7 protein-coding genes, 1 rRNA gene and 1 pseudogene are annotated in these 8,183 nt (G+C 39.1%); 6 read left to right on the top strand and 3 right to left on the bottom strand.

The window, feature by feature from the left end; all coding sequences use genetic code 11:
- The first annotated feature begins 8 nt into the window (after positions 1-8).
- The 4 genes from rrf to ACE1B6_RS01340 all read left to right on the top strand — a co-directional run bounded on the left by rrf (position 9) and on the right by ACE1B6_RS01340 (position 2,826).
- Positions 9-126: ribosomal RNA gene (rrf, locus tag ACE1B6_RS01355) — 5S ribosomal RNA — on the top strand.
- 117 nt (positions 127-243) lie between these two features.
- Positions 244-1,227, top strand: coding sequence for an ABC transporter ATP-binding protein (locus tag ACE1B6_RS01350; protein ID WP_413255436.1), 984 nt, complete (start codon positions 244-246; stop codon positions 1,225-1,227).
- On the top strand, positions 1,224-2,012 hold the full coding sequence (locus ACE1B6_RS01345) for an ABC transporter permease (RefSeq protein ID WP_413255435.1): 789 nt from the start codon (positions 1,224-1,226) through the stop codon (positions 2,010-2,012). The genes ACE1B6_RS01350 and ACE1B6_RS01345 overlap by 4 nt, the downstream gene beginning before the upstream one ends.
- A 31-nt stretch (positions 2,013-2,043) precedes the next feature.
- Positions 2,044-2,826 carry an ABC transporter permease gene (locus ACE1B6_RS01340; protein WP_413255434.1) on the top strand — a complete coding sequence of 261 codons (783 nt, stop codon included), beginning with the start codon at positions 2,044-2,046 and terminating at the stop codon, positions 2,824-2,826.
- A gap of 62 nt (positions 2,827-2,888) precedes the next feature.
- Here the strand turns inward: ACE1B6_RS01340 and ACE1B6_RS01335 are convergent, their stop codons facing one another.
- From ACE1B6_RS01335 to ACE1B6_RS01325, 3 genes are all read right to left on the bottom strand, one after another.
- Positions 2,889-4,241 carry a hypothetical protein gene (locus tag ACE1B6_RS01335; protein ID WP_413255433.1) on the bottom strand — a complete coding sequence of 451 codons (1,353 nt, stop codon included), beginning with the start codon at positions 4,239-4,241 and terminating at the stop codon, positions 2,889-2,891.
- A 93-nt stretch (positions 4,242-4,334) separates the two neighbouring features.
- Positions 4,335-5,342 carry a hypothetical protein gene (locus ACE1B6_RS01330; protein ID WP_413255432.1) on the bottom strand — a complete coding sequence of 336 codons (1,008 nt, stop codon included), beginning with the start codon at positions 5,340-5,342 and terminating at the stop codon, positions 4,335-4,337.
- Positions 5,343-5,650: 308 nt separating this feature from the next.
- Positions 5,651-5,788 (bottom strand): hypothetical protein, encoded by a 138-nt coding sequence (locus ACE1B6_RS01325; protein WP_413255431.1) that lies wholly within the window; start codon positions 5,786-5,788, stop codon positions 5,651-5,653.
- A gap of 95 nt (positions 5,789-5,883) precedes the next feature.
- Here ACE1B6_RS01325 and ACE1B6_RS01320 point away from each other — a divergent pair.
- Positions 5,884-6,243: pseudogene (locus ACE1B6_RS01320) on the top strand (hypothetical protein).
- Positions 6,244-6,468: 225 nt separating this feature from the next.
- The gene (lysS, locus tag ACE1B6_RS01315) at positions 6,469-8,049 is read left to right on the top strand and encodes a lysine--tRNA ligase (RefSeq protein WP_413255429.1); all 1,581 of its coding nucleotides are present in this window, start codon (positions 6,469-6,471) and stop codon (positions 8,047-8,049) included.
- The last annotated feature ends 134 nt before the right edge of the window (positions 8,050-8,183 follow it).

The following is an 8,183-nucleotide window of genomic DNA, read 5'->3' as shown; positions in this document are numbered from 1 at the left end:
CAAGTTTTCCTGGTGCTGTTGGCGCAATGGAACCACACCGATTCCATCCCGAACTCGGTGGTGAAACGTTGCTGCGGCGAAGATACTTGGCGGGTTGCTGCCTGGGACAATAGCAAGGTGCCAGGGTTTTATTTCAAAACACAAAAAGCCTCCTTTCATAAAGAAAGGGGGTTTTTTTGATTTAAGGCTAATTTCTGTTTCCAGGGATACCATGTATCAAGGGGAAAATTTACTAAATAGTCTATGTCAATTGTTGTTGCTGAATGTTTGAGCAAGTTTTATCCTGTAGCTGTTAAGGAACCAGGACTTAAGGGAACGCTGCTTCATTTTTTCCGGCGTAAACATCGCTTGGTGAAAGCGGTTCAAGAGGTTTCTTTTCAGATTAATGCTGGTGAAGTGGTGGGATTTTTGGGTGCAAATGGTGCGGGTAAAACTACTACTTTAAAAATGCTGACGGGGTTAATTCATCCTTCTTCGGGTAAGGTGAATGTGGCTGGGTATGTTCCTTTTCGGCGGGAGGAGTCTTTTCTGCAAAAGATTACTTTGGTGATGGGACAAAAGCAGCAGTTAATTTGGGATTTACCTGCGCTGGATTCTCTGAGAATTAATGCGGCGGTTTATGGGATTTCAGATAAGGAGTTTCGTTACCGGGTGGCTGAATTAAGTGAGTTATTGGCGCTTGAGGGGAAGTTGAATCAGCCTGTGCGAAAGTTGTCGCTGGGTGAAAGGATGAAAGCTGAGTTGTTGGCGGCGCTTTTACACCAACCGCAGGTTTTGTTTTTGGATGAGCCTACTTTGGGGCTTGATGTGAATGCACAAGTGGGGGTGCGGGATTTTTTGCGGGAGTATAACCGAAGATATCAGGCGACTATCTTGCTGACTAGTCACTATATGGCTGATATTACGGCGCTTTGTGAGCGTGTGATTGTGATTCACCAAGGGCAGTTGGTTTATGATGGTAGTTTGGAAGGGTTGCTGGAACGCTTTGCTCCTTATCGAGAGGTGAAGGTTGAGCTAGCTGAGTGTTTGTCTGAGGCGCAGTTGCAGGTTTATGGGGAGTTGGAGGCTTTAGAAGGTCGTTCAGTTCGTTTTTTGGTGCAACGTGATGCTTTGACTCGTTCTGTGGCTCGGATTTTGGCGGAGTTGGAGGTGTTGGATTTAACGGTGACTGAACCGCCTATTGAAGAGGTTATTGGGCGAATTTTTCGGGCTGGGGTGGTTTCATGAGGAAGTTTTTCCGCAAGGCTAGGGCTTTGCTTTTGGTTTATTATGCTTATATGTTGGAGTATCGGGCTGAACTTTTGCTCTGGGTTCTGTCTGGTTCTTTGCCGTTAATTTTAATGGGTATTTGGGTGGAAGCGGCTGAAGGTGGAAGTTTTGGAATGTCGCCTTTGGATTTTGCCCGTTATTTTATTGCTGCTTTTGTTGTTAGACAAGTTACTGTTGTTTGGGTGATTTGGGAATTTGAGAAACAGGTAGTGCAGGGAACTTTGTCTCCGTTACTGTTGCAGCCTTTAGATCCAGGTTGGCATCATTTGGCAAGTCATATTTCTGAAAGGTTGGCGCGGTTGCCTTTTGTTTTAATTTTAGTGGTATTGTTTTTTGTGCTTTATCCGCAGTCTTTTTGGTTGCCTAGTTTTGGTACTGTTTTGCTATTTTTACTGGCAGTAATGTTAGCTTTTATGTTAAGATTTTTGATTCAATACACTTTGGCAATGTTTTCTTTTTGGCTCGAAAGAGCTACGGCGTTGGAGCAAATTTGGTTTTTGTTTTTTCTATTTTTGTCGGGTATTGTTGCTCCTTTAGAGGTTTTTCCGCCACAATTACGAGAGTTTGTTTTATGGACTCCTTTTCCTTATATTTTGTATTTTCCGGCTGCATTACTGGTAGGTTTACCTGTAAATTTGGGGCGGGGATTTTTGGCTATGTTGGGTTGGTGTGTGATATTTTTCATTCTGAATCGTTGGCTGTGGCGTAGGGGTTTGAAAAGGTATTCGGGGATGGGTGCTTAGTTATTATTTTTATTGAGGTGTATTCTAAAATATGGGAAGGTATTTTAGGGTTTTGGGGTTGTTTTGGGGGGCTGCGATCGCAGCTGAGATGGAATATCGAGTAAATTTTCTGTTAGCAAGTTTAAGTAGTTTGGGAAATTTACTGGGTAGTTTATTTGGGCTATTTTTGTTTTATCGCACTGGTTATAGATTTGCTGGTTGGTCTTGGCAAGAGGCTTTAATTGTTTTGGGAATATTTACTTTGTTGCAGGGTTTTTCTAGTACGGTTTTGGCTCCTAATTTGAATAAGATTGTACAGCAGGTTCAAGATGGTACTTTGGATTTTGTGCTGCTGAAACCTGTTAGTAGTCAATTTTGGCTTTCTACTCGGACTGTTTCTCTTTGGGGGTTGCCAGATTTGATTTTTGGATTGGCGATTATTGGCTATGCTGGGAGAAGTTTGGGAGTTAATATAAGTGGTTATTTGCTTAGTGCTATCCCGATTTTTTTTGGGTTGATTAGTCTTTATAGTTTGTGGTTTATGTTGGGGGCTACTAGTATTTGGTTTGTGAAAATATACAATGTTACGGAGGTATTAAGGGGTTTGTTGGAGGCGGGACGTTATCCGATGGTGGCTTATCCAATGGCTTATCGATTCTTTTTTACTTTTGTGGTTCCGGTGGCTTTTTTAACTACTGTTCCGGCTGAGGCGATGTTAGGTAAGGGTGAGTTTGGTTGGGTTTTAGGTGCGGGAGTTTTGGCGGTTGGGTTGTTTTTGGTTTCGGGGTTGTTTTGGCGGTTTGCTTTGCGTTTTTATACTAGTGCTTCTAGTTAGGGGTGGGGTGGGTGCGATCGTACTTTCTAAGTAATCACTTTCTACTTTTTCTCAACATAATTTCAAGATGAAAAATGCTTGAAATAGATTGTAGAATCAGTGTCTAAAAGGCTGAATCGACCAATGTTGATATTTTGAATTTCTTCCCATTCCCGATCTATTTTACTGCGATTGCGAATAATGGTTTCTGGTGTTCTATCTCTCATTGATGCCCGTACAATATTTACAGTTTCCTTTAAAAAGAATAACCATTGAGTGAGATTAATCGCCAAAGGATTACCAGAGTAGACAAAAACCTTCAACGCATTACCACTAGCTGCTATAGCATGGGCTAGAAACAACATTTTATGCAGTTTTAAGTTAGATTTAATTTGTGTAAGTTCTTTACTAGCAACAGAACCGTGCAGAGAGTATTTAATTTGTTCGGGAGTTTCTAATGATGAAAGGTAGTGATAACCTCTGATTATTATCTCGATCGCTGCTACCGGAACTGACATAGTAATAAAATGTCTTAAATCGTAACCATTGAGATACATCCATCGAGATATATCTGCAATAGTTTGATGGTTGGAACCAAAGGAACCAAATTGTAGCAGTTGTAGAAAACCCCAGCCTGGTATAGGAACTCCCATTTTAGTACACATATCAGAAATAATATGTCCTAACCAAAGGAACGGGGCAAAAACTTTATCTTTTGGTGACAGATCAAATGTTTTAATAATTTGTATGTTGCCATTGATATCAAAGGTTGTCATCGATCCATTGAGAATATCTAGAGTTCCAAATATTAAACCAAATAGAGGATCGTGACTGAGGCTTAACAGTCTGTGGGTTTTAGGATTAAAACCTTTAATGTTAGGATTTATGCTCTGATCGTAAGGGACTTTACAAACTTCCTCACACCACTTAAGAAACGGATTTAATTTGCCATTTTCGTCAACTCCTAAAGTTTTTAGCCAAGAGGTAAAGTCACTTCCTTGTTGTTGGTATTTCCCAAGATAGTTGATATCTTGAGGAATCTTGACAACTAAAAAATCAAGCAGAGAAGCAACAACAGCAGCAATACCAATTATTCCATACTCTAAGCTTGATAAAGGAGGTAAAATTTCTGGACTTCTAAAAACTTCTTCTTTGACTTTGGCTTCAATCATCAAAGGATTATCGTTGAGAAAAAAATCATCATCCCATTGTAATTGGCTTGATTGATAAACAGGCTGTTGGCTGGGAGTTTCTAAGATATCTTCTACAGGAACTCCGATCGCACTGGCGAGATTAATTATTTCCGATCGCAATTGTATTAATTCATCGGATTCTTGTTTATTTGTTTGACGGATACGATCGAAACCTGAATTGATGTCTTTAAGTTTTTCAGAACATTCCAACAATTCATCATCCCAATTAAATATTCCTGACATGGCTCTTTTCTGAAGTTAGATGTAATTTACGCAGAAACCGGATTATTGTCCGTAACAAATCCGGTTTGTTTTGTTTGTAATGCCTATTTATTGTTAGATTAAGCCTTGATTTCTTTCTAGGGCTTTCTTCAAATACTCAATGGCTTTTTTGAGATTTTCGATTTCTTTTTGATTTTTATCTTTGTTAAGAAGTAACTCGTCGAGTTTGTCCTCAAGAGAGCGTATAGCAATGCGTTGTTGCTTGATAATTTCTTGAGCCTTGCGGATATCTTTTTGAATGAAAATAATCTCTTTCATTACAACTTCTAGCTTGGCTGCTTGGGTTAATGCTGCATCTGGAGATTGACCGAATAAAGCGCCAACACTAACTCCTGCACTAGCACCGAGAATTGAACCACCAGCAACAATTACCGCCATTCCCCCAGCCATTCCGAAACCACCTGCGGCGATCGCACCTCCCCCAAGTGCAGCTAAAACGGCTGATACTGCGGCTGCACCTGATAAACCCGGTGCTAGTATAGGTGCAAGCAAACCAGCTATTAATGGTGTTGCAAATATAGCTACTACTCCTAATAAAACTGCTCCGATTGCAGCAAAAAACCAAGGATTTACACCGCCTTTAATTCCTTCGATAGCTTCTTTGTAGTTAGACTTAAAGCGTTTAACACAATTTGGATCAATATCTAGATTCAAAGCAAAACATCTTAGCTTTCTGTTAAGTCTTTCTTCATCAGCAATTTTCACATCTTTGAATGCTTCATCACGGCTATCGCCCAATGGGTAATAGGGTTGAAACAGTGTTACTTCTAATAAGATTAGATACCGAGTTAATTGATTACCTGGAGTTATTAGGCTGGATTTTACTAGATTTATGAGTAAATCAAAATCAGTAATTATGTCCAATGAACTCTTAGGAGGACTAGAGGCTTTTATTTGGCTGTTCAAGAAAAGTTCAGTAGATGCTTTCCACTTACGTAACCACTCTCGTTTAATGGCTTTTTTCTCTTTATTTGATTCATTGTCAATATCAGCTTGTACCAAATGGTATTGATAGCTGAACATAATTCTGGTTTCTTCTGGAGTTAACCCAAATTCTTTCATCGCTGACGAATCCTTTTCAATCTGAGCTTATGTTGTTTCAATAATTTCTATCTTGTTACTGTCTTTACTTTTTAGGCAGTAACTAACTTTTTTGGCTATATAATAAACAGTCTCTTCACTCGTTGTAATTTTCCCAGTTACTTCAAAGGGAGATTTTAATTTTGAAAGCTTTTTGCGAACTTACTATTATTTCTGTGATATCCATTTGATTAGCTACTAAATTCTTGACTCATCTATTATGGTTCTATAACTTAAAAAAAACTTACGTATTTATACGGGAAATAGTAAATTATTAATTACTCCTTAAATTATTGAATGCGGACAACTATTGCAGGTAGAAAAGCAAATTGAGGTGATTTTAAATCAATGTGTTGGATAGTTGCCGATCGCAAATCAACCAACCAAAAAATTTTTGATTGGTGCGATCGCACTCTACCCAAAATCATCTAATTGCGATCGCCCTGCAAATAATTTACAATAAACTCATCAAGAAGGTTAAACTTAATAGCGAATAGTAAGTTAGTCCAAAAAAATCATTAATATGTTAGTAAAAATCGAAATACCTGACGAATTAGCTGCTTAGTTAAGCAATCTTGAAGAGGATATTCCCGAAATTTTAGAATTAGGATTGCGGGAACTCAATGCCAAAGGTCAATCCGGTTTTTCTGGTACAGCAGAAGTGTTAGAATTTCTTGCCAAACTACCTACACCGCAAGAAATATTAGCAATACGTCCGTCAGAAGCTTTGCAAGCTCAGATTAATCAATTATTAGAAAAGAATTGCACTACAGGATTGACGATCGCAGAGGAAAAAACATGGCAACAGTACCAATATTTAGAACATTTGGTACGTCTTGCTAAGACTGAAGCTTACTTGAGATTGAAAACATCATTTTTTTGAACCACGAAGACACGAAGGACACGAAGGAAGAAGAAGAAGGAAGAGGAGGAAAGCCAATCGGGTAGTCGGGAATTATTGGCGTTTTTGGGTTAAGATGGGGTGCGTTAGACTGTGGATAAATTCTAGAAGTGTTAGATTGTCTACGGTTGGCGCTAAGATTTTGGATGGGATAAGTGCTTCCCTAATGTAAAATTTTGTATTTGGTATTGTGCAGGGTAGTTATTGATGACTCAGAGTGAAGCAGAAGTTCGGGCGCGGAAGGTGGAAGATTTGCGATCGCAGGGAATTGAACCCTATCCTAGCGAATCTTATCAGCGATCGCATACAACTCAGCAAGTTAGAGATTTATTTAGTCAACCGGGAAAAGAACTGGAAAATGGACAAAACGATCCTGAAGAAACACCAATAAAAGTTTCTGGACGCATCACTTCTAAGCGCGATAGTGGTAGCATTATTTTTATCGATTTACGAGATTCTACAGGTAGAATTCAACTGAAAATCGAGAAGAAAATAGTAACAGGTGAAACTGGTTTATCTTTTAAACAAATTGAAAAGCTTCTCGATGTAGGTGACTTTGTTGGTGCGTCGGGAATTGGAAGTCGGACTAATAGAGGTGAGTTATCAGTTCAAGTTAGGGAATTGATATTATTATCGAAAGCTACTATTCCTTTTCCTGATGCTTATTACGGGGTTAACGATCCTGAAACTTGTCGCCGTCATCGGGAAATGGACTTAGCAGGAAACTTGGAATCTTTCCAACGTTTCGCACTTCGCAGTAAAATCGTCCAAAGTATTCGTAATTATTTAACTGAAATCGGGTTTTATGAAATCGAAACTCCGGTTTTACAAGCGATTTATGGTGGTGCTGCTGCACGTCCATTTATTACCCATCACAATGCTTTGGATGTGGATTTGTATTTGCGAATTGCGCCAGAATTGTTTTTAAAAAGGGCTGTTTGTGGCGGTTTTGAGCGGGTTTTTGAGTTAGGAAGAGTATTTAGAAACGAAGGTGTTGATAGTACTCATAATCCTGAGTTCACTTCTTTGGAAGTTTACCAAGCTTATGCTGATTACTTTGATATTTTGGGCGTGGTAGAAGAGGTGTTTTGCTACGCTGCTAAAACTGTTCATGGCGATCGACAGGAAATTGAATATCAAGGGGAAAATATTAGTTTAGAACGGAAATACGACCATAGCGAAAAGTTTCCTGGTTTTACTGGCAAACATTGGCAAGTTAAAACTATGGTGGAAGCGGTTAAAGATGATACTGGGTTAGATTTTGAAACGTTAGAATTAGCAGATGCTATTAGTAAGTCTGAACAGTTAGGATTGCATCTTTCTAATTTGGAAAAACAGAGTTTGGGTTATGTGCTTTATGCTGTTTTTGATAAGGTAGTTGCGCCAAAATTAATTCAACCAACCTTTATTATTGACTTTCCGGTGGAAGTTAGTCCTTTAGCAAAAGGACATCGCAGCAAACCTGGTTTTGTGGAAAGGTTTGAGTTGTTTATTGGTGGTACAGAATACTCGAATGGGTTTTCTGAGTTGAACGATCCGAAAGAACAAAGAAAGCGGTTTGAGGAACAGTTAGCACAGAAGAATGCTGGCGATGATGAAGCGCATCCGATGGATGAAGATTTCATTGAAGCTTTGTGTTTGGGAATGCCAAATTGTGCGGGAATGGGTATTGGTGTCGATCGCTTAGTTATGCTTTTAACTAACACCCAAAGCATTCGTGATGTGGTAATGTTCCCCACAATGCGTCCGATTAAAGATCAGCAAGTAAATAATACTGAAGAAAAGTAAATTCAGTAGTTGCACAACAATAAATCAATTGTAAAAACTTCTTCTCTTCTTTCTTCGTGTCCTTCGTGTCTTCGTGGTTCAAAAATTTAGTCTTTTTTTGAACCGCGAAGACGCGAAGGACGCAAAGATAAGAA

It is taken from the genome of Floridaenema fluviatile BLCC-F154, from assembly GCF_041929135.1.
Lineage (GTDB): Bacteria > Cyanobacteriota > Cyanobacteriia > Cyanobacteriales > Aerosakkonemataceae > Floridanema > Floridanema fluviatile.
This window is presented reverse-complemented; position numbering and strand designations above follow the sequence as displayed.